This window comes from Streptomyces sp. NPDC045022 (genome assembly GCF_056432605.1).
The window spans coordinates 60947-77599 of the sequence record NZ_JBWKIR010000026.1 but is presented as its reverse complement, the minus strand read 5'-3'; the positions used below and the strand labels follow the sequence as shown (position 1 = coordinate 77599).

At 63.5% G+C, this 16653-nt stretch carries 35 protein-coding genes; 28 read left to right on the top strand and 7 right to left on the bottom strand.

The window, feature by feature from the left end; translation table 11 throughout:
* The first annotated feature begins 49 nt into the window (after window positions 1-49).
* From AC07C1_RS33175 to AC07C1_RS33040, 28 genes are all read left to right on the top strand, one after another.
* Entirely contained in the window at window positions 50-247 is a 198-nt protein-coding gene (locus tag AC07C1_RS33175; RefSeq protein ID WP_478945111.1) for a hypothetical protein, read from the top strand.
* Between the two features lie 33 nt (window positions 248-280).
* On the top strand, window positions 281-598 hold the full coding sequence (locus AC07C1_RS33170; protein WP_478945109.1) for a hypothetical protein: 318 nt from the start codon (window positions 281-283) through the stop codon (window positions 596-598).
* Between the two features lie 13 nt (window positions 599-611).
* The gene (locus AC07C1_RS33165) at window positions 612-791 is read left to right on the top strand and encodes a hypothetical protein (RefSeq protein WP_478945107.1); all 180 of its coding nucleotides are present in this window, start codon (window positions 612-614) and stop codon (window positions 789-791) included.
* Window positions 792-897: 106 nt separating this feature from the next.
* Entirely contained in the window at window positions 898-1110 is a 213-nt protein-coding gene (locus AC07C1_RS33160) for a hypothetical protein (RefSeq protein WP_478945105.1), read from the top strand.
* Between the two features lie 75 nt (window positions 1111-1185).
* Entirely contained in the window at window positions 1186-1509 is a 324-nt protein-coding gene (locus AC07C1_RS33155) for a hypothetical protein (RefSeq protein ID WP_478945104.1), read from the top strand.
* Entirely contained in the window at window positions 1506-1754 is a 249-nt protein-coding gene (locus tag AC07C1_RS33150; protein WP_478945102.1) for a hypothetical protein, read from the top strand. Before AC07C1_RS33155 ends, AC07C1_RS33150 begins: the two co-directional genes overlap by 4 nt.
* Before the next feature lie 11 nt (window positions 1755-1765).
* On the top strand, window positions 1766-1903 hold the full coding sequence (locus AC07C1_RS33145; RefSeq protein ID WP_478945100.1) for a hypothetical protein: 138 nt from the start codon (window positions 1766-1768) through the stop codon (window positions 1901-1903).
* Between the two features lie 95 nt (window positions 1904-1998).
* Window positions 1999-2130, top strand: coding sequence for a hypothetical protein (locus AC07C1_RS33140; RefSeq protein WP_478945099.1), 132 nt, complete (start codon window positions 1999-2001; stop codon window positions 2128-2130).
* Between the two features lie 2 nt (window positions 2131-2132).
* The gene (locus AC07C1_RS33135; protein ID WP_478945097.1) at window positions 2133-2522 is read left to right on the top strand and encodes a hypothetical protein; all 390 of its coding nucleotides are present in this window, start codon (window positions 2133-2135) and stop codon (window positions 2520-2522) included.
* Between the two features lie 9 nt (window positions 2523-2531).
* Window positions 2532-2747 carry a hypothetical protein gene (locus AC07C1_RS33130; RefSeq protein ID WP_478945095.1) on the top strand — a complete coding sequence of 72 codons (216 nt, stop codon included), beginning with the start codon at window positions 2532-2534 and terminating at the stop codon, window positions 2745-2747.
* Window positions 2747-2977, top strand: coding sequence for a hypothetical protein (locus AC07C1_RS33125; RefSeq protein ID WP_478945093.1), 231 nt, complete (start codon window positions 2747-2749; stop codon window positions 2975-2977). The genes AC07C1_RS33130 and AC07C1_RS33125 overlap by 1 nt, the downstream gene beginning before the upstream one ends.
* Window positions 2974-3438 (top strand): hypothetical protein, encoded by a 465-nt coding sequence (locus tag AC07C1_RS33120; RefSeq protein ID WP_478945092.1) that lies wholly within the window; start codon window positions 2974-2976, stop codon window positions 3436-3438. Before AC07C1_RS33125 ends, AC07C1_RS33120 begins: the two co-directional genes overlap by 4 nt.
* Before the next feature lie 98 nt (window positions 3439-3536).
* On the top strand, window positions 3537-3935 hold the full coding sequence (locus AC07C1_RS33115; RefSeq protein WP_478945091.1) for a hypothetical protein: 399 nt from the start codon (window positions 3537-3539) through the stop codon (window positions 3933-3935).
* Window positions 3936-3947: 12 nt separating this feature from the next.
* The gene (locus AC07C1_RS33110) at window positions 3948-4277 is read left to right on the top strand and encodes a hypothetical protein (RefSeq protein ID WP_478945089.1); all 330 of its coding nucleotides are present in this window, start codon (window positions 3948-3950) and stop codon (window positions 4275-4277) included.
* A gap of 78 nt (window positions 4278-4355) precedes the next feature.
* Window positions 4356-4598 carry a hypothetical protein gene (locus AC07C1_RS33105; RefSeq protein ID WP_478945087.1) on the top strand — a complete coding sequence of 81 codons (243 nt, stop codon included), beginning with the start codon at window positions 4356-4358 and terminating at the stop codon, window positions 4596-4598.
* Window positions 4598-4768 (top strand): hypothetical protein, encoded by a 171-nt coding sequence (locus AC07C1_RS33100; RefSeq protein WP_478945085.1) that lies wholly within the window; start codon window positions 4598-4600, stop codon window positions 4766-4768. Before AC07C1_RS33105 ends, AC07C1_RS33100 begins: the two co-directional genes overlap by 1 nt.
* A complete protein-coding gene (locus tag AC07C1_RS33095) occupies window positions 4768-5178 on the top strand; it encodes a hypothetical protein (protein WP_478945083.1) in 411 nt (136 codons plus the stop codon). The genes AC07C1_RS33100 and AC07C1_RS33095 overlap by 1 nt, the downstream gene beginning before the upstream one ends.
* Window positions 5175-5432: a hypothetical protein gene (locus tag AC07C1_RS33090; protein ID WP_478945081.1), complete on the top strand. Its 258-nt coding sequence runs from the start codon at window positions 5175-5177 to the stop codon at window positions 5430-5432. The genes AC07C1_RS33095 and AC07C1_RS33090 overlap by 4 nt, the downstream gene beginning before the upstream one ends.
* A 201-nt stretch (window positions 5433-5633) precedes the next feature.
* Complete coding sequence (locus AC07C1_RS33085; RefSeq protein WP_478945079.1) at window positions 5634-6011, top strand: Lsr2 family DNA-binding protein; 378 nt, start codon at window positions 5634-5636, stop codon at window positions 6009-6011.
* The gene (locus tag AC07C1_RS33080) at window positions 6008-6352 is read left to right on the top strand and encodes a hypothetical protein (protein ID WP_478945077.1); all 345 of its coding nucleotides are present in this window, start codon (window positions 6008-6010) and stop codon (window positions 6350-6352) included. The genes AC07C1_RS33085 and AC07C1_RS33080 overlap by 4 nt, the downstream gene beginning before the upstream one ends.
* Window positions 6349-6597, top strand: a complete 249-nt coding sequence (locus AC07C1_RS33075) for a hypothetical protein (protein WP_478945075.1) — start codon at window positions 6349-6351, stop codon at window positions 6595-6597. Before AC07C1_RS33080 ends, AC07C1_RS33075 begins: the two co-directional genes overlap by 4 nt.
* A complete protein-coding gene (locus tag AC07C1_RS33070) occupies window positions 6590-6976 on the top strand; it encodes a hypothetical protein (RefSeq protein WP_478945074.1) in 387 nt (128 codons plus the stop codon). The genes AC07C1_RS33075 and AC07C1_RS33070 overlap by 8 nt, the downstream gene beginning before the upstream one ends.
* Window positions 6977-6993: 17 nt before the next feature.
* The gene (locus AC07C1_RS33065; protein WP_478945072.1) at window positions 6994-7275 is read left to right on the top strand and encodes a hypothetical protein; all 282 of its coding nucleotides are present in this window, start codon (window positions 6994-6996) and stop codon (window positions 7273-7275) included.
* Between the two features lie 183 nt (window positions 7276-7458).
* Window positions 7459-7650 carry a hypothetical protein gene (locus AC07C1_RS33060; RefSeq protein ID WP_478945070.1) on the top strand — a complete coding sequence of 64 codons (192 nt, stop codon included), beginning with the start codon at window positions 7459-7461 and terminating at the stop codon, window positions 7648-7650.
* Window positions 7651-7669: 19 nt separating this feature from the next.
* Window positions 7670-8974, top strand: coding sequence for a DUF3987 domain-containing protein (locus tag AC07C1_RS33055; RefSeq protein ID WP_478945068.1), 1305 nt, complete (start codon window positions 7670-7672; stop codon window positions 8972-8974).
* Between the two features lie 6 nt (window positions 8975-8980).
* A complete protein-coding gene (locus tag AC07C1_RS33050; protein WP_478945067.1) occupies window positions 8981-9226 on the top strand; it encodes a hypothetical protein in 246 nt (81 codons plus the stop codon).
* Window positions 9223-10371 carry a hypothetical protein gene (locus AC07C1_RS33045; protein WP_478945065.1) on the top strand — a complete coding sequence of 383 codons (1149 nt, stop codon included), beginning with the start codon at window positions 9223-9225 and terminating at the stop codon, window positions 10369-10371. Before AC07C1_RS33050 ends, AC07C1_RS33045 begins: the two co-directional genes overlap by 4 nt.
* A gap of 184 nt (window positions 10372-10555) precedes the next feature.
* Window positions 10556-11038 (top strand): hypothetical protein, encoded by a 483-nt coding sequence (locus AC07C1_RS33040; protein WP_478945063.1) that lies wholly within the window; start codon window positions 10556-10558, stop codon window positions 11036-11038.
* An 86-nt stretch (window positions 11039-11124) separates the two neighbouring features.
* Here AC07C1_RS33040 and AC07C1_RS33035 read toward each other — a convergent pair whose 3' ends face one another.
* The 7 genes from AC07C1_RS33035 to AC07C1_RS33005 all read right to left on the bottom strand — a co-directional run bounded on the left by AC07C1_RS33035 (window position 11125) and on the right by AC07C1_RS33005 (window position 16652).
* A complete protein-coding gene (locus AC07C1_RS33035) occupies window positions 11125-11454 on the bottom strand; it encodes a hypothetical protein (RefSeq protein ID WP_478945061.1) in 330 nt (109 codons plus the stop codon).
* A gap of 16 nt (window positions 11455-11470) precedes the next feature.
* A complete protein-coding gene (locus AC07C1_RS33030; RefSeq protein WP_478945059.1) occupies window positions 11471-11686 on the bottom strand; it encodes a hypothetical protein in 216 nt (71 codons plus the stop codon).
* Window positions 11683-12522, bottom strand: coding sequence for a CHAP and LysM peptidoglycan-binding domain-containing protein (locus AC07C1_RS33025; protein WP_478945057.1), 840 nt, complete (start codon window positions 12520-12522; stop codon window positions 11683-11685). Before AC07C1_RS33025 ends, AC07C1_RS33030 begins: the two co-directional genes overlap by 4 nt.
* A 69-nt stretch (window positions 12523-12591) precedes the next feature.
* Window positions 12592-12855 (bottom strand): hypothetical protein, encoded by a 264-nt coding sequence (locus AC07C1_RS33020; RefSeq protein WP_478945055.1) that lies wholly within the window; start codon window positions 12853-12855, stop codon window positions 12592-12594.
* Window positions 12855-14249 (bottom strand): hypothetical protein, encoded by a 1395-nt coding sequence (locus AC07C1_RS33015; protein WP_478945054.1) that lies wholly within the window; start codon window positions 14247-14249, stop codon window positions 12855-12857. Before AC07C1_RS33015 ends, AC07C1_RS33020 begins: the two co-directional genes overlap by 1 nt.
* A gap of 76 nt (window positions 14250-14325) precedes the next feature.
* Window positions 14326-15405: a hypothetical protein gene (locus tag AC07C1_RS33010; RefSeq protein ID WP_478945052.1), complete on the bottom strand. Its 1080-nt coding sequence runs from the start codon at window positions 15403-15405 to the stop codon at window positions 14326-14328.
* A complete protein-coding gene (locus AC07C1_RS33005; RefSeq protein WP_478945050.1) occupies window positions 15405-16652 on the bottom strand; it encodes a siphovirus ReqiPepy6 Gp37-like family protein in 1248 nt (415 codons plus the stop codon). The genes AC07C1_RS33010 and AC07C1_RS33005 overlap by 1 nt, the downstream gene beginning before the upstream one ends.
* Between the last annotated feature and the right edge of the window lies 1 nt (window position 16653).

Here is a 16653-nt window from a genome sequence, read left to right as displayed (position 1 = left end):
CCAAAAACTTGCGACTGTGATACATCTTGCGACTGTGAGGAGTCCGATCATGAACCGCACCCGCCGTGCCATCGGTGCCGCCTGCCTGGCCGTCGTCGCCCTGCTGGGCTGCTCCGTCCACACGTCCGAGCCCAAGCCCGACCACACGTCTGTGTCCCAGTTCAACCAGGGGTTTGCCGACTCCAAGCAGGACGACTGCGAGCAGGGTTTCCAGCCCGCCTGTGAGTGGCTCGCCCACAACCACTGACCACACCCACACCACGCCACAAGGAGGCATCCCATGCAGATCTGTGCCCGCTCCCTCGCCCGTGTCCCGAAGCACGCCCGTCCGAAGGGCGTGTTCGTCCTGCTGGAGCACTTCCGACTCAACCGCCAGGACTTCCGCAAGGGATGGAACTACGTCTTCACGCCCGGCCGGCGTCGGCCCCAGGTGCGTGAACTCCCCATCGTGCCCGCGGACCCGCCCGTGTGGGCCGTGCTGCCCACGCCTGAGCCCACGCCCATGGGCGCGGCGCTCGACGGCTACGGCTCGCGCTACCCGAACCCCAAGTGGGACATGGGCCGCTCCATGTCGTCCACGCCCCTCGACCTGGTCTGACAGGAGAACTCTCATGGTTGTCAACGACCTCAAGGCATACGCGGCATTCCGTCAGAGCAACAGCAACGAGGACTTCGACCGCTGGGGCGCTGCGGCTGAGATCACCCGCAGAACTCAGCCGCTCGTGCGCGGCACCGTCTCCATGGGCGGTGGCCTGATCCCGCTCAAGAATGCCTACCACCTGTACCGCTGACTCGTGACGGGTCCCATGGTGCCCTTCGGGGCGCTGTGGAATCCGGCACGCATCAGAGCAATGCCGGTGAAGTGAAAGGGCCGTAATGGCTCAGACGCTTGACGCGGTGGCTGTTCGCAGCCACTTGACGCAGAAGACCACGCAGGAACTCTGCGACGACTACGAGCACTTGGTGAACTCCAAGCGCCGTATGCCGTGGGCGGAGCAGGCCATCGCTGACGCACTCTTCGAGCGCAACAGCGACGCGTGGTTCGCCTGGAACCTGGAAAGCGGCCTCTTCGGTCCGCCGATGCCGCACAGGTTCTACGGCCTGAAGTAACACACCAGTAAGTGAAAGGCCCGGACAGTATCAGTGTCCGGGCCTTTCGTGTCTCATCACGAAAGGCTCACCCCCATGACTGCTGCCACTCGGCAGAGCTGGACCATTTGGGTTTGCTCGAACTGCCTGCTCCACGCCGCGAATGGCGAGTGCGGTGACTGCCACCGCGAGGAAGGACATGAGGGCGGCGAGCCGCTGTCTCTCCTGTCCGTTCAGGCGTGTCCCGGAATGGGCTACGAGGACCACGCGGAAGAGTGCCTGCGCAAGCTCATGGGCTCGGACGCGCCCGGTGACTACGAGTGCGACTGCGAGGAGCGGGGTTACAGCACCAGTTCGTGTGACGGGTGCGGCAGCCACTACCACGGCGACCGGTACGCGATGACGGAGTGGGCGCAGTGATCCGCCTGACTGACGTGTTGTGGTTCACCTCCCACTGCGGCGAACCGTCCGGGATGGTGCTGCACCTGCGGGAGCTGGGGCCGCAAGCGGCGTACATGTTCCCGCCCCGACCGGTGCGGTTGGACGTGTCGGACCTGCTGCACCACCGTGCGCCCTTCTTCGAGTGGAACCGCAGTGACGCCGTGCTGCGGCTGCACTACGCGCACCTTCGAGCGGCACACACCAAGTCCCTCTACCTCGACTGATCGGAGGACGCATGTACGTCGCCCACATCGGACCGGCCTGGCACAGGCGATTCAACGACTACGCGGAAGCGGTCGCCTATGCGGCCTCATACGGGCTCCCGCCCGTGTTCGTAGAGCTGAACCTCTACAAGCACAAGTACACGCGCTGAGTACGCCTGGATTGGGTGAGGCACCGCGGCCGGCGCCGTGGTGCACCTCCCTGTCTGTGTGTCCTCACAGGCCAGTAATTCGACGGAAGGAAACCATGCCCAAGCGATTCGGCTCGCTCCACACGATCCACAAGTCCAAGTCCACGGCCCGTAAGTGGCAGGGCTGGGCGACCGTGAGCGACAAGAAGGCGCACAGCCTGATTCACCGACTTCTGAAGGGGTTCTAACCATGCGAGACGGAATCGAGCGCGAGTGGATTCCCACGAAGGACGTGAAGATCGGAGACAAGATCTCGTGTCTCCTGAGTGACGCGTCCGCCGACCTGGAAGTGGTCGGGTGGGAAGACAAGGTCATCGACCTGACGCGCTACGACCTCGGCAAGACCACGTATCGGCACTTCAAGGTCAAGTGGGAACCGTGGTGGGCCTACGACATGAAGTCCTTCCAGCTCTCCGGAGACCCGCACTTCGGTAAGGCCCTGATCCTGGCCCGCAAGTACGTGCACTACGGCTACAACCGCACGGCGTGCGGGGACCTGCGGACGAGGGACACCGCGACCACGCGAATCCCGGATGTCACCTGCCCCGAGTGCATCGAGGCCGTTCACCGGCCCGTCTGAGAGGCGCACATGTACCTGATCAAGCTCGGCCCCCAGGTGTTCGAGGGCTTCAGCGACGGACGGCCGTTCACGTTGCCGGCCGCCCTCTTCCAGGTCCGTGGAGTGGGCGAAGCGTCCATCCTCCGCATGGACGGAACGCCCGTAGTTCTGCGGGCCGGTAGCGACACTGGCCCGCTGTTCTACGCACCCAAGAAGAAGCACATCCACCGCAGAAAGGCGAAGTGATGGCTCGGCGCATTCAGGCGCATCTCGACCTGTGGCAGCGGCTCACGGACCTGCTGAACGAGATGGAGGGCGCGGGTATCTCCGTGGGCACCGGCCACGACCAGGGATCGCATACGGACTGGTGGGCGCTTCCCTACCTGACTTCTCAGACGCACGGGGACATCTGTGTCCAGTGGTCGCGCGATGAGCGCCGCTGGATTCACTACGGAGAGAACGAGGAGAGCAAGTGAGCGTGTGGAACGAGCGGTACAACGGCTTGACGACACTCGGCGTGGAGCACACGCCCGACTACCGCGGATACATCATCAACGTCCAAGGGACCGAGGACGGTCACCCGGAGCAGTGGTTCACCTACGCCTACGACCAGGACGGCCAGTTCCACTACTGGATCGGCATGACCGGCTCTGAGGAGGCGGCGAAGGGGCTTCTGGTCCGGCTGCTCTCCGAGGGATGGCTGTGCGAGATCTACGACAGCCACGCCGGCCACCACTGCCGGGACCGGGCCGTCGTGGTCCGGCACCTCTGGTACCGGAACAAGCGCAAGCCCATGGGTGAGCGACTGCGGGCGCTGCTGTGCGAGGGACACAGCGACGTTCATCCCACCTGGGAGCGCATGACGATCCCCGAGTTCACCCACAAGTACCAGTCGCTAGAGCAGGACGCCCCGATCATGGGGCCACGAATCCGCTAATCAGGTCGAGCACCTTTGTCGAGAGGCCCGGACAGTATCAGTGTCCGGGCCTTTTCCATGGGCGCTCGCCCAACTCTCCCATTATGAAAGGCACTTCAATGCGCATTCCGTTCTTCACCCGCCGTCGCGAGATGCGACAGCTCCGTGACCTGACCCTCGGCTCTCTCGTGCACGTGGATGTCCGAGTGCACGAGAAGTTGGACGAGCTGCTGAAGCTGAGCCGGCGCCGAGAACTGATGGTCGCGGCTGCCGAAAACCTCGTGGAAAAGCTCGCTGACAGGGAGCTGGCGGAGGGCGCGGCCAAAGCGTTCTGCGTGACGGAGCTGTTCCCGATCGTGGAACTGCTGAGGACGGCTGGCCGCCACGAGGCCGCCGAGTGGTGGGCCGGGGCTCACGACGACTGGGCCGACTTCATGAGCGACGAGGACGAGCCCGAGGACCAGGAGCCGGCCGAGCCCAACTACGAGGCCGCAGCCACCCACCCCACCTACGTCTGAGGAGAGACAGCCATGAGCGACACCCTGACGAAGGAACCCGTCACTCACGCGGGAACGGCCCCGGCCGATCTTGTCGGCCGCCTGGTCCGCGTGCGGCCCTTCTACCACGTGCCCGAGAGCCGTTCGTGCCTCCGGTCCGTCCGTTCGGAATACACCTTCGAGGCCCACGTCATCGACACCTTCGGATCGGAAATGGTGAAGGTGCGATTCGACTGGGCATCGGATTCCGCCCCTTGGAACAGAGAGGCGGTGTTCTATCCGAAGGAACTCCACCTCGCCTACGGGCAGTGCCAGTGCGCCGCGTGCGCCGGTGACGGCATACAGGAGCACAACGGCGCCTGATCTCTGTGCGGTTCCTGTTTGGTGGCGGCCGGGAATCCCCGGCCGTTCGCCACGGGCAACCGACAGAGAGGAATTCGCATGACCGCCATTGAGTTGCTGGAAAAACTCGTTAAGGCACACGACCAGTGGGCGAAGGAGCGAGAGCAGGCATTCAGGGAGAACCTGAGCACCTACGACCCGCACCCCGATGACCAGCCCTGCGCGGACTGGGAGATGGGCGACTACGACGAGATGAACGCGGATTTCGCGTTCGACGCCGAAGAGACTTGGGTCGCGTTTGCCAATGAGGCTCGCAAGGTCCTGGGAGAGGGGGAGAAGTAATGACCACGTACAAGGTGTGCTTGCACGGCCACGCCTCGGTATGGGTGACCGTCGAGGCGGAATCGTCACGGGAAGCGAACCGAAAGGCCGTCGAGGCGGCCCCGAGCGTGAAGTCCGTGAAGAGCTGGACCCCCGTAATGACGTGCGACATGGACCGAGAGGGCAAGTAATGAACTGGCGATACGACGTGTTCCAGTGCAACAACGAGACCACCGAGCACCACCTTTGCGAGGTGATGTCGGGCCCTCCCATTCAGGTGAACGTCCCGTGGAAGGACGCCTACCGCAAGGCCGCGAGCCTGCCTCACGGCGTGGTGGAACGCCGCTACGTAGGCGAGCTGCCCATAAGGAAGACGCCTCACGTGGTCTTCGAGCACATCGAGGGAGGCGGCCTCTGCTACTTCTGCCAGAAGGGGCGCGGCCCCCTCTGCCGGGGGAGTGACAGGAACCATTTCATTTGCGGGCCCTGTCAGACTCTCTCCCGGCGCCAGCTTGAACAGAGCGCCCGCCATTACGGGTTCACCCCGAGCCGGTGGACCTACGCCCCCATCATCGACACCATCGATTGGGAGGCGCAGTGAGCCAGCCGGTTATGACCATCAGCTTCGAGGAGTACCCGGAGCCGAAGCGCTGGACCTCGGACGGCGGGCGGCTCCACTGGAGAGCGGACGGGGACGTGGTGGTGACGTGCTCGGAGCACGGGGAGATCAGCCGACTCCTGTCGACTTCCACTTTCGACAAGGAACACCCGGAGTACAACGGGAATTCCATCCTGGCACGGGATAACCACCTGTGGTTCGACCACGGGATAGCGCAGGGACATCACAAGCGCTGATCTAGCCGCTTTGACGAGAGGCCGGGCCTTGTGCCCGGCCTTTTCCATGGCCGCTAGAGAGAGGAGAGGAATGTCGTATCCGAAGGATTACAGCGGTAACTGCTCGTCCGGCTGCGGGAAGCCCGCAACGCGGTGGATCGACATTGAGAGGTTCGGAGAGAAGAGGTTCGTTTCGTGGCCGTACTGCAAGGATCATGGCGAATGGCTTCTGAAGGGCGAAGGCGCGTCGACTCGCCCCCTGAACAGGACGTGACCGACCCGGAGTTGGTCAAGTGGTTCATCCGTCTCAAGGGCCTACGTCGAGACGACGACGACAGCCCGGTGACTCCGCCTGAGGTCCGGCTCTTCAACAGCCAATATCCCAGCTACCTCGCTGAGCAGGAACGCAGAAAGCGACAGCGCGAGGAATCCGAGCGGAGATCCGCCGAGTCCCGTGCCGCTGTCCAGCGGCAGTACGAGCACAAGAAGCTCATGCGCGACATGCGCGAGTGGGGCCGTGAGAACGGCTATTTCGTCGGTACGCGGGGCCGTATCCCGCGAAAGGTCATCGAGGCATACAAGGAGGCGAAGGGCCTGTGACTCACACGCACGTGGCTGTGGGAATGGTTCCCCGGAATCTCGCGAACATCGCGGTGATTCTCCAGTGGACGCCGGGAGGCGCCGAGTACACGCTGACGCTCGTCAACGAGCAGGACGGCAGCTCGCTCACGGGTTCCGAGTTCCACGGCACGGCCGCGGAACCGCTCGGATACGACCCGACGGAGACGGAATTCGACATGTGCGTCTACCACGGATTGGCCATCTTCGAGCCGCTGGCCGCCAAGCTCGCTCGTGCTCTGGCGGGATTCGCGTTCTTCGACTGGGTGAGCCCCGCGGTGATGACTCGCAAAGACCGCGAGAAGTTCGGAGCCCACCAGTGAGCCTGATCAAGCGGTTCGAGGAGGACCGGGAAGAGCTGGGCGAGAAGGCCGCTGAAGCGGCCTGGCTCGACAACCCCACGGAAAGGCTGCACGCCATTACGGCGGTCTTCCAGGAGTGCGGAGAGCGAGCGAACGTCTACGCCGATCCGATGTTCACCGCGCGAGAGCTGGTCAAGGAATCGGTGTTCTGGTTCCGCTTCAACCGAATTATTTCTGCCTGGGACAAGGAGCCTCAGAGTGTCTGAGAAGGTCACGCAGCAGGAGACGCACGACCACATTTTCGGTGCCGGCGCCTACACCTGGTCCTGGTGGGAGGGCCGTGCACGGGCCTGGAAGTGGTCGTGGGACGGCATGGGGGATGTCCCGGACGGCTGGGCGTACGTGCTCAAGGCCGAGAACCCGAGCGGCGAGGGCTCGGTTGAGCGAGTGGTGAACCACTGGGCGCTGATCGGCGCCATGAACGCCATAGCGCACCCCCACGAGCCGTGGGGAGTGGACGCCGGCCCCGCGGCCATGCGGGAGTGCCGAGCCTTCCTGTTCGACCCGAATCAAGCGGACTTTGACGCGGGCACGGCGGATTGCGTGCTCCAGGTCGCCGCGTTCGGCGGCATCTTCTTCGGCTGATCAAGAAAGGGCACAAAATGCTGGGTGGATTCTGGGCGATGATCGACGCGCAGCTCAAGGAGCTGGAGACGGCCAAGAGTGCGGATGACGTGATCAGGATTCTCGGCGGGAGCGAGACGGCCAGCGCGGGAGAGGCGTTCTTCGCCGGCGGGTCGGGCGACGACGCGATGGGCGCGCTCTTCGAGGCTGGGTGGTCCCTGGAGTGGTCCGAGGCGGATTACTACTGGCTCATGAAGGCCCCGGACGGGTCGCTGATCACCTACATAGAAGGCGATGTGTACCGGGGCGACAAACGGTAACGCCGGACAGCGTTCGACAATGCCGATCGGAAACGCATATCAGGAACTCCGGTTCTGGTAGCGAGGGGCTTTGATGAAGGGCCGGGAGATCGTTTCCCGGCCCTTTGTCATGGGCTCTCGATGAGGCCAAAGCGCCACCGGATGGCACATACAATGGTCAAATGTTCAAGGGGGTTACCCGTAATGGCTCGCATCGTCACGACGGCGATCTACTGCGACGGCTGCAAGAAGATCGGAAAGGGCGAGGTTCCGGCGACCGTGGAACTGAAGATCGCCAATGACGAGTACGACCTGTGCGACGAGCACGGGGAAAAGTTCCGGGCCTTGCTGTTCGAGGCCCTGGGTGACGCCGAGAACGCGGCGCTGAGCGCCTAACAAGGGGAGGAAACAGATCATGACGACGTTTGAAGAGATGGCATTCGGTCCGCTGGGCGAGGCCGTGAAGGGCGCGATGCCGACGAGCGAGGCGGACCCCATCGGCGTGTGGGCCGCGAGCCTTTCCCTGTACTCCACGGCGATCAGCCGGAACGTGCGGCTCGACAACCGCCGGCCGGTGGTGATCTGGACCGTTCTCGCTGGTCGCAGCGCCATCGGGCGCAAGGGCTACGCGCTGAACACGGCCACCGCACTCCTGAACAAGCCGCTCGGCGGATTCCTCTACACCCGCAAGCGGGCCGGTGTCGCCAACGGCCCGACGCTGGCCGAGACGCTGTCCAAGATGGAGCTGGACAGCTCTGGAGACGGCCGGACGATGATCGTGGAAGAGGAGTGGGCGTCGATTCTCAAGGACCAGAAGAGGTGCAGCAAGTTCAGCACGTACTTCCGGACCGCTTGGGACGGCAAGGCGATCAGCCACCGGACCAGGACGAAGGGCACGATCCACGTCGCTCAGCCGCTTCTCGGCTTCCACGCCCACATCACCCCTGGTGAGTGGGCCAAGTACGTGAGCGCCAGCGAGGCCCTGGGGGGCTCGTACAACCGCCTGCTCCCGGTCGCGGTCGAGAAGTCCAAGATGCTGCCGTTCAACAGCAAGCCCGTAATCCCGGACACCACGGAACTCGAAGAGGCCGTGGCGTGGGCTACGGACGAGGAGAACCCCCGCGTCATGCGCTTCACCGAGGAGGCTGGAGAGCGGTACGACGAGATCCGGGCCGAGGTCGAGGCCAAGATGGCGGAGATGCCCGAGCTGCTGGCCTCGTACATGGAGCGTGCGGCGGAGCAGGTTCAGCGAGTGGCCGCGGTGCTCGCCGCCACCGCGATGACGGAGGAGATCAGCCGGGACGCTGTGGAAGCGGCGTGGGCCTTCGTCACCTACAGCATGAACAGCACTGAGCGGCTGGTGAAGGACGCGATCACCGGCAGCTCCAACCAGGCTGACAAGTCCCCTGAGGACATGATCCGGGACGTGCTGAAGAGGTACGGGGGAGAGGCGAAGTCCTCTGACCTGCTGCGGCCCCTGTGGGGGAAGCTGAACGCGCAGGGGATCAAGGACACCGTGGCTGACATGGATGACGTGGAAGTCGTCACGGAGAAGACGGGCAGGCGGGGCGCCCCGAGCACCATCTATCGCCTGATCGACCCCGAGGACCAGGAGCACGAGAAGCCTGCCCTCAAGGTGATCACTTTCGAGGCCCCGAAGCCGAAGGCGGCGCCGGCACCCGTCAGCTCGAACCCGTTCAAGAACGCTCTTCTTCTCTAAGGCCCCATGAGTAAGTACGAAAAGGCATTGTTCGTTCGCCCTTCCAAGCGCGAGGAAATGATCTCGCGCCAGCCCTCTCACGCTCAGGCGTGGGAGATCGTTGAGGAGTGGGCGAAGAAGATCGTAGAGCTTGGAATTGCTGACCGGTTCGGCGTGAAGGTGAAGATCCTCCCGAAGAACTTTTGGGGTGTCTACCTGGTCGACCGGTCCATTCCTGAAAACAGTGCGAAGAGCAAGGGGAAGAACAAGTGACGAAGACGCTCCACGTGCCCGGACAGATTCGCCGCCACGTTCTGAAGAACGTGAAGCCCAAGACGCAGGGAGAGCGGGACCTCATGGCGGCCTGCCAGGAGGGCGCGAAGGAGCTGGAGAGGCAGGACAGGAACAGCCTCAACAGCATCGACCTCAACCTGACCAACGCGGCTCTCGGGGCTGCCCTCGACATCGCTTATGGCTGGCTCGACTCCACCAACGGCAACAACGTCATGGCGGCGAAGACCATGATGAAGCTCGAACTGGAGTACGAGCCCGACGACCCCCGCGAGATCCGGCACGAGATCAAGATGCCCAAGAGCCTGGCACACACGATCTCGGCCCTCTACATCGACGGCGGACGCCTCAAGGACGCGTCCGATGTCCTGGTCTCCGATCTGGACCGTATGAGCTGGATGAACAGCGGCGCGTCCGGCCGTGTTCGGGCCGAGACGCTGGGGTGGCTCCTGGAGAAGGCGCAGTACCTCAAGACGATGTACGACAACAGCGCCACGAAGCGCGCTGCTGGGAAGTTTCTCGACACCTATACCGAGCCGCACGAGAAGACGCAGCGGCTCATCAATGGGTACCTCGGGACCGGTGAGGACCAGGAGCAGGAGCAGGAGCCGGCGCCCGAGAAGCACGAGGAGCCCGCGGCCGTCGAGGTCGAGGACCAGGAGCCCGAGACGCCTGTCCGTGACTGGCAGAAGTACCGCATGAGCAAGTTCGTGAACTGGAGCGGTCGGCGGACGTTCTTCTACTACGGCGGACCCGGTAAGAAGGCCGTGAACGAGAACGGTCCTCTGGTGTACGTGAGTTGGAAGGAATCCTACGAGGGGACCAACCTGCTGCGGCACGCGGAGACGGGTGAGGTGGTCGACACCGTTCACAGCATGGCCAACGTGTGGGGCATCCCCGCTGAGGAGCCCGAAGGCTTCGCCGATCCCAAGGCCAAGTCCCCCGAGGTCGAGCCCGCGGCCGAGGTGAAGGACCCGTTGCTCGACCTGATCGCTGAGACCGCCCCGCCGAAGGGCGGGTACGAGGTGCCGGCCAACTTCCTGGAGCTGGCCGAGGAGGGCAACACGGAGGCCGCTAAGCGGTACTGGAAGCGCCGGTGCGAGGAGTACAGAAGGACCGGCAAGTGAAGCCCAGCGAGATGCCCAAGCACCCGACCGCGAGGCCGGTTCAGGGCAGATACACCAGAGTCACAAGCAAGTGGAATCGGCTTGGCAATGCCCAGAGCTGGGACGAACCGAGCAAGTAAATAGAACGGCCCCGGACAGTATCAGTGTCCGGGGTCGTTCGCTTTCATCGTACAGGAGCGAACGCATGACCCCGATGCACTACGCGAAGATCACCGTCTTCCATCTCGAAGACAAGATCGTTGCCGATCTGACCCACGACATGACCACGTACCGGCACTACCTGAAGAGCACGCCGGACGACACCGAAGCGGCGATCCAGAACGAGGCCCTGGCCATCGCCCGTGAGAAGGGCTGGCAGGTACAGGACGGAAGCCTGTACTGGTACCTGCATAAGGGACGGCTGACCCGCAACCTTCAGAAGCCCAAGCGGGTGCAGTACAGCGCCATCGCCCTGAACGAGCACGGGGGGTACGTCCCTGACCCGCTCTGGAGTGACATGGACATCCGGGCGGACGGCTTCGAGACGCCTGAGAAGGCCGAGGAGCACGGGCGAGGGTTCTTCTCCGACGAGCGGGTTCACACCGTCCTCATCCGCATGAGCATCCAGGAGCGGGCCGGGGAGAGCTGGAAGGCCGGTCCCTCGGTTAAGTACGTGACGCGGAGCTGAAACAAAGAAAGGCCCCCCGGCCGCAGCCGGGGGGCATTGTTTCCTTCTCACCCGAGGTAGACCCCTCTACCTCAGACAGTGGGCCGTCAGGCAGTAGGAGCCTGAACAGCGGGGGCCGGCGCCTCGGTCGGCGTCGGCTCGGCGGGAGCTGCTTCCGCAGCCTCAGCAGCGGCCTGCTTCTCGTGCAGTCTCTCCAGCTCGGCAAGCGCGAGATGACCCGCTTCAGCGAGAGCCCACGCGGTGGCGGTCTTCTGGTCCGCCTTGCGCTGAGCGACCTCACCGAGGCCGAGCAGACCAGCGACGACGCCAACGAGGGCTTCCCACGGGACACCGGGGTACCGGTCGACCAGGACGGGCGCCAGGGCGCCGACGAGACCGATCAGGCGTACAGCGTGCGTAGCAACGAAGTTCTTCATACGACTCCTCAGGGGCTCACATGGAGCCGGTAAGAATGTGGATCAGGAACCAGACGGCGAAGCCGCTCCAGACGCCTGTGAACAGCGCGCGACCAGGCGCGGTGCGGGTGTGGAACCACGACCTGACGCGCTCAGAGAGGGTGTCGCCCTGCTTCTTGCTGGCGAGGGCGCGAGCCTCGAAGGCCGCGAATGCGAGGACCCAGCCGCCCCACACCCAATCCGCGGTGGTCACTTGCAGCCCTTCGTGCTCGAAGGCTTCGGAGAGGGCTTGGCAGTGGCCTTGTGGGTCGGCTTGGCGGGCGCCTTGGGAGTCGGCTTCGAGGTGGCCAAGGGCTTGGCCGGCACATTGATGGTCTGGCCGGGCTGGATGCTGTTCGGGTCCTTGATGCCGGGGTTGGCAGTCAGCAGGGACGCGAGGGTCACGCCAGCCGCTACGGCGATGGACGTGAGGGTCATGCCGCTCTTGACCACCACCTTCTTCAGGCCGGTCGGAGCCTTCGGCTTCGGGGCCGGCGTCGAGGAGACAGGGCCGTCCGCCTTCGCGGCGTAGTGGAAACCGGGCTTGCCCTTCAGGGCCGGGTCCGCGGTGGTCACTCCCTCAGCGAACTTCGGCAGGCCGTAGCCGTATACGTGAGCGTCACGCCGAGCGTGCTTACGGAGATAAACCCCGTCGCCCTCTGGCGAGCCGTTGGTGTTGGTGTTCCCTTCCACCGACCAGACAGAAACGGAATCGTAAGCCACAACGATTCCGGTGTGAGAGCCGCCGTTCGGACCGAAAAAGACCTGACTGCCAACAGCCGGGTACTCCGAGAATCGGCCCTTGGACTTGAACCAGTTCACGCCGTACGAGCAGGAAGCGGAGCGCGGGAACAGATCCTCGTTCCCGGACTTCAGCGCAGCCCAGGAAACAAACAGCGCACACCACGGGTAGCCGCCAGCACTCACCCACGCCATCGTGGGGACCTCCGCGGCGTACTTCTCCTTGTTGTTCCAGTGACCGTTACTGAAACCTTCCTTGTAGCCCTCTTCCGCCTTGGCTACCTTGATTAGTGCAGCAGCACCACTCATGATGTCGTCCCCCTTCAGGGCATGAAAAAGGAGGCCGAGGGCGAACCTCGGCCTCCGAAAAGGCAGTTGTCAGATACGGCGGGCGGCGACGCTCGCAGGGTTGAGAGCAGTCAGCAGTTCCACGAGCCGCTTGTTCTCGTCCTCAATCCTGGTCAGCCGCTCCTTGATCTCGTCCATGTCTTGCTGAAGCCGGTCAGCGCGTGCGCGCTGCGCTTCGGCCTCTTCCTTCCACACCTTGGCGGTATTCAGCCGCCATGCGGCCTTGGCCATAACCAGGGCGGCGATGGCGGTAGAAGCCATACCGGCGTACTGGAATACGTTCGTGGAATTCATTACGCCTCCCGGTACCATCCTTGGAAGGTGAGGACAGTGGACGCCGTGATGTTCTCGCCCCGCAGGGCGATGTCTGTGGGACCTCGAAGGTTGTCGAGAACGGCACCGGAGCCGCCAGCAAGGGCAACAGCGACGAAGGTGCCTGACACGGAACTGTTCGTGCCTGCGCCAACGCCGCTGCCGTATCCGGCAAGGATCTGGCGAGTAGAGGCAGCCCCGTCACCGTCTCGCAGGGGCGTACTCGGAAGGGAAACAGAGAGGTTCGTAGTGCCAGATCCAGCCGTGTTGCAGGAAAGATAGATCTCGATGAAAACGATCTTTCCGATCTTCTTGTACCAGCCGATTTGGTGGCTCCAGGTGACCGATCCACCATTCGTTACGGTTGGCACGTAGGAGGTCCACGTCGTGGACGAGACGGTCAAGTCACCCCCGACAACGAAACTGTCGTCCGTCTTCAGCGTGTCGGCCGCGGAGCGGTAGAGGTTGGTATCACGCGCATTCGTTCCGTCGCCCCACTCCATGAGGCCGGATGCCTTCATCTGGAACCGGTCGCTCGTGTCGCCGGAAGCTGCGGCCCGGTAGGCAGTGGTGCCGGACGTAGCAGCCTGAGACAGCGGGGCTGCCGTGGTGAACGTGGCTCCGCCTGAGATAGTGGCGCCACCCGTGGACGTCAGGGTGCCGGCCACGATGAAACTGTCATCGGTCTTGAGTGTGTCCGCCGCGTTGCGGTAGAGGGTGGTGTCGCGGGCCGCAGTGCCAGGGCCCCAAGTGATCTTGCCGTCAGTAGTGACTCGAACCCGGTCGAAAGCGTCACCTGTGACGTTGATACCGAAGGCGTCGTTACCAGCGGTGCTCTGCGAGAACTTTGGCAGGCCGGTGAGCTGAGGGTTCCCGGAAAAGGTCGGGTTGCCTGAGTGGATGGGGGCGCCGGTGAAGGTTCCCGAGAGGACACCGCCGTTTAGCGTCTTGTTCGTGAGCGTCTGCGTGTCCGATGTGCCGACGACGTTGCCGGTGACCCCGTGGACCCCGGTTGCGGCGGTCCTGTGGGTGGAGAGCTGGGCATCGCTGTACGAGCGGTCCCCGTGAGGGTCGATCCCGGTCAGGTGGGAGTCGAGGCGTTCGCCGACCGTGACGGAGACCAGGGCGACCCTGCCGCCTCCGAAGTCCACCCAGAGACGTTCGTATCCATCGGGGCCGTAAAAGGCCGCGAGGTATCCGTTGGCGTCTGCCTGAAGCTGAAGGATCGGGGCGCCGTCGATGTCGGTGAGGTCAGTCAACTGAGCCGCGCCGGCAGAGGGTCCGTCCCAGACGGTTCCCACGGCATTCGGAACACGGGCGCCGGTTATGTCTTCGGCCACTGAATCGGCGGTGCCGCCGAACAGATTTCGTGCCAAGTGGCACCTCCGTAAAAGGGCATGAAAAAAGGCCCTGCTGGAGATGCCAGCGGGCCTAACTAGTCAGGTATCAGCGTTAGTTGCCGAAGGTCGATGCCTCGTACACTCCGGAGATCTTGAGGTTCGACAGCGTTGGGATAGCCCTCAGTCCGTCCAAGCCCTCAGAGGTGCTGGTCGGGTTGGGGTAATACAGGGTCGCGGTGGTCTGCCCGGAACTGCCCTGAGCTATCTCGGCGTGAATCTCCATCAGGTTAGGGAGTCCGCCGTTATAGTTGGGGTTGTGAAGGACGCCGTGTACCACCTGTCCCGTAGCACCGCTAGCGGGGGTCGGGAGGGTTATGCCAATGCTGTTCGTCCCCGTACGGGTCGGGCCGGAGTCCTCCCAGTCGTTCTTCAGGAATACCGAGAAGTAGACCATTCCGGGCGCGATCCAGCGCCATCTACCGGTCCTATTGGCGCTCGGGAGGTCCACGTTCACGTTGACCAGGCTTGGCGTGTACTGGCGGGGCTTGGACAGGTCCCGGGACACGACATTGCCGTCTCGACCGACCCAATATTCGGCCTGGGTGTCGGTGTTGTTCGAGTCCATGTCGAGCACGAACGAGCCGTTGGACCGGTAGGCAGCCGCCTGGGGGGCATTCCACGGCACGGCAGTGATCTCGTGTGTGTCGAACGGCATGATGGGGACCAGGGAGAGTGCACCGTTGTTGGCTGGCACAGTGACCTGGTAGAGGCCCATCTCCCAGATGCCGCCATAGCTGTTGGTGAGTGCCGGCGCCTTGGGCGTCGCCGCGGGCTGGCCCTGGACGACCGCGATGTTGACCGCGCTGGTGGACATGTTCGCCCGGAGGACGATCAGGTCGATCCGGCCGGTGCTGCCGTTGTTGGCCGCAATGCTGACAGCGGTAGCGGCGGTGAGCTGGTAGTAGAAGCCACCGACGAAGGCTCGGCCGGGCTGTACGGTCACTGACGTGCCGCTGGCCACGCTTGCCTGAAACGGCAGGGAGAACGCATCGATTGACGTTTGAGTCAGCCGGAAGTCAACCTTGTCCTTACCGAAGGCCCGAGCAAGGTACTGCCACTGAGCCTGAGAAACCATCTGCGATCCGCCGCCCGCGCTATCGGCGGCAAAGGGATAACTAATCTCGTTTGCCATTACATCCTCGCCTCAAGTCGGCGCAACTTTTCGCGCATTTCAAACACAGTCTTGTAGAGATTCAGGGGGTTACCCGAGCCCTGGTCACCGATAGACGGGGACACGGTCTCTGTCTGTCCACCTGAGTCCACGGTGATGGACACCTCTCGCACAATGTCCGTGTATTCGGTTCCGTCGACGGAAACCGTCACGATGTCGCCCACGAAGTAATCACGGCCGAACTTGATGTGCGGGGTGTCAAGGGGATAGATCTGGAAGTTGCCGTTCTTGGCGCCCTGGGTCAGGGCGTCCGTGGCAGCGGTCTGGACGGCTTGCTGAGCCATCGCGAACTGCGCGTCGGTAACGCTGAGATCGGCCTTGATGGGGAGGCCCGTGGCCGGATCCGCCTTGATGGGGAGGTCTCGACGGTCAAGCCACTGCTCGATCTGAAGGCCCCACTCGGCCTCAGTGTCAGAGTCGATCTGCTGGTACAGGTACCGGCCCTTGCCGGTGCCCTGGCAAGCCACAATGACTCGCGTGACGGTGGGAGCCGTCAGCGACCACGTGAACTCACGGAGGTTCCCCAACTCCCGGGAGAAGCGAACGTCCTTGGACAGGTCCCGCGGAGCGTAGATGTGCAGGTTGATGCACTTGCCGTTGGGATTCCAGACGAAGCGGTAGCCGGCGCCGTTGTTACCGGAGCCGGTGTTCGTGGTCCACGCTTCCAACTTGGCCCCGATGACATCCCATTGGAGATTGTCAGAGATGGTCGAGCCGAAGCTCACGTCACCTTCGAAGATCACGTTGCCGATCCGGCGCTCAGCAACGGCGCCAGGCCCAAGGGCCTGATTCAGCTCGTTCCAGATCAGGTGACCTGCCGGGCCTGAAACTGCGCGAGCGTCGTCCGTGTTGCTCCACTGCTGTGTTGCGGGCTTGGTGGGGTCGGGGAAGGCCAACCTGTTGTAAGCGATCTTGTTGTCGCACTTGCCGCCGAAGTACAGCGAGCCAAGAGAGGTGTGCTGGTCATTGGTCCAGTAGTGCTGAAAGGTCTCGATCTGACCCGTCAGGATCGGCGTATCCACCTCGTCCTGGTAGATCGCGATGCCGCCACCCTTTTGCAGCATGTCAGCCTGAGGAGTACCGGCCTCCACAAGGATTTGCCACGTGCCGGTCGCGCAGTACCTCACCACCAGGTCCATCGAGATCCACGTGTCGATAACCCCTATCCGGTTCAGTGCAGCGTCGCGCACCTCCACTCGATAGCCCATT